The organism is Kitasatospora sp. NPDC004799 (genome assembly GCF_040609095.1).
In the GTDB taxonomy this organism is placed as follows: domain Bacteria; phylum Actinomycetota; class Actinomycetes; order Streptomycetales; family Streptomycetaceae; genus Kitasatospora.
On record NZ_JBEXJK010000688.1, the window covers coordinates 1 to 2,403 of the forward strand.

Genomic DNA, 2,403 nt, shown 5'->3' on the forward strand with positions numbered 1-2,403 from the left:
CGGCGGCTACTACCAGCCGGACCCGGCCAAGGCCGCCGCCGTGATGCGTCCGTCGAAGACCTTCAACGAGGCGCTCGCGAACCTCGGCTGAACCGCCCGCGCGCAGCACGTCGGCCAGGGCGGTGAGGAGGGCGTGGGCGGCGCCGTCGTACGCGGCCTGGAGCAGTTGGCCCGGCGTGGTGTCGTGGCGCAGCCCGTGGACCAGGCCGGAGGCGCCGGGCAGGTCCGGGGTGCGCTCACCGTCCAGGTAGGGCAGCACCACCGCGGTGCCGCCGGCCTCGACCTCCTCGCGGCCGCGTCCGAGCAGGGCGGCGAAGCGGTCGACGGCGAGGGTGCAGTTGAGCGTGCAGGCGAGCGGCAGCCAGCCGCCGAGGGCGTCGGCGAAGCCGGCGACCGTCCCGCTCGGGTCCACCGGCCGCTGCCGGCCGACGGCGTAGACCGTCCCGGAGGTGCCGAGGCTGAGCACCGGCTGCCCGAACCGCAGGCCGAGCCCGAGGGCGGCGGCCATGTTGTCGCCGGTTCCGGCGGCCACCGGCACCCCCGCGCGCAGTGCCGTCCCCGGGCGGACCAGGCCGGCCCGCGCGCCCGGTCCGAGGACCCGCGGCAGCAGGGCCGGGTCGAGGCCGATGCGGTCGAGGACGTCCTTGTCGTAGCCGTCCGGCCCCCACCAGCCCGTCCCGGACGCGTCGCCGCGGTCGGTCACCGCCTCCCCGGTCAGCCGCTCGGTGAGGAAGTCGTGCGGGAGGCGGACGGCCGCGACGCGGTCGGCGGCGGCGGGCTCGGTGGCGCGCAGCCAGGCCCACGTGGGGGCGGTGAAGGCGGCGGTCGGCAGGCTGCCGGTGCGGCGGGCGATCTCCGCCGGGCCGATCGCGGTCCGCAGCCCGGCGGCCTGCGGCGCGGAGCGGACGTCGTTCCACAGCAGCGCGGGGCGGACCGGCGCGCCGGCCGCGTCCAGGGTGACCAGGCCGTGCTGCTGGCCGGCGATCGAGACGGCGGCCGCGCGGTCGGCCCAGCCGGTCCGGACGGCGGCCTCCTCGAACGCCCGCCACCACTGCTCGGGATCGCTCTCCCGGCCGGCTCCCTCGCTGACGGTGTGCGGGGCGCGGCCCTCGCCCACGACCGTGCCCGTGTCGATGTCGACGGCGAGGGCCTTGGTGGACTGGGTCGAGCTGTCGACGCCGATCACGACCCGCTGCTCAGCCATGCGTTCCTCCGGTGGGGGTTTCCTTCTGACGTCCCGGCATACTAATTTGTTGAGAGCCCTGACAAACACCCCCCTCGGCACGGATCCGGAGCCGCACCATGTCCAGCGACCCGCTCGTCCCCACCCCCGCGCACAAGTTCACCTTCGGCCTGTGGACCGTCGGTTGGCAGGGGCGCGACCCCTTCGGCGACGCGACCCGCCCCGCCCTCGACCCGGTCGAGACCGTCCAGCGGCTGGCCGGACTCGGCGCCTACGGCGTCACCTTCCACGACGACGACCTGATCCCCTTCGGCGCGGACGAGGCCACCCGCGAGGAGACCGTCAAGCGCTTCCGCGCCGCGCTGGACGCCGCCGGGCTGAAGGTCCCGATGGCGACCACCAACCTGTTCACCCACCCCGTCTTCAAGGACGGCGCCTTCACCGCCAACGACCGCGACGTGCGGCGCTACGCGCTGCGCAAGACGATCCGCAACATCGACCTGGCCGCGGAGCTCGGCGCCTCGGTCTACGTCGCCTGGGGCGGTCGCGAGGGCGCCGAGTCCGGCGCGGCGAAGGACGTGCGCACCGCGCTGGACCGGCTGAAGGAGGCCTTCGACCTGCTGGGCGAGTACGTCGAGCAGCAGGGCTACGACCTGCGGTTCGCGATCGAGCCCAAGCCCAACGAGCCGCGCGGCGACATCCTGCTGCCCACGGTGGGCCACGCCCTGGCGTTCATCAACGAGTTGGAGCGCCCCGAGCGGGTCGGCGTCAACCCGGAGGTGGGCCACGAGCAGATGGCCGGGCTCAACTTCCCGCACGGCATCGCCCAGGCCCTGTGGCACGGCAAGCTGTTCCACATCGACCTCAACGGCCAGTCCGGCATCAAGTACGACCAGGACCTGCGCTTCGGCGCCGGAGACCTCCGGCAGGCCTTCTGGCTGGTCGACCTGCTGGAGTCGGCCGGCTACGACGGCCCGCGGCACTTCGACTTCAAGCCGCCGCGCACCGAGGACTTCGACGGCGTCTGGGCCTCGGCGGCCGGCTGCATGCGCAACTACCTGCTGCTGGCCGAGCGCTCCCGCGCGTTCCGGGCCGACCCGGAGGTCCGGGCCGCGCTCGCCGCCTCCCTGGTGGCTGCGGGCCGACTGCGAGTCCAGCACCGCCGCCGAAGGCTGCGGATCCCGCCCGTCCGCCACCCGGACCCGCTCGCGCAACGCATC

1 protein-coding gene and 2 pseudogenes are annotated in these 2,403 nt (G+C 74.9%); 1 reads left to right on the forward strand and 2 read right to left on the reverse strand.

Translation table 11 applies throughout. The features are described from left to right. Nucleotides 1–1,204, reverse strand: a 1,204-nt coding sequence (locus ABZW03_RS39910; protein WP_355269654.1) for an FGGY family carbohydrate kinase, incomplete at its 3' end; no start/stop codon positions are given. Nucleotides 1,205–1,302: 98 nt separating this feature from the next. On the opposite strand from ABZW03_RS39910, the pseudogene xylA reads away from it, so the two are divergent. Further along, nucleotides 1,303–2,310, forward strand: a pseudogene (gene xylA, locus ABZW03_RS39915) (xylose isomerase); the annotation flags it as partial. On the opposite strand, the pseudogene ABZW03_RS39920 reads toward xylA, so the two are convergent. Beyond that, nucleotides 2,296–2,403, reverse strand: a pseudogene (locus tag ABZW03_RS39920) (IS5/IS1182 family transposase); the annotation flags it as partial. The pseudogenes xylA and ABZW03_RS39920 overlap by 15 nt on opposite strands.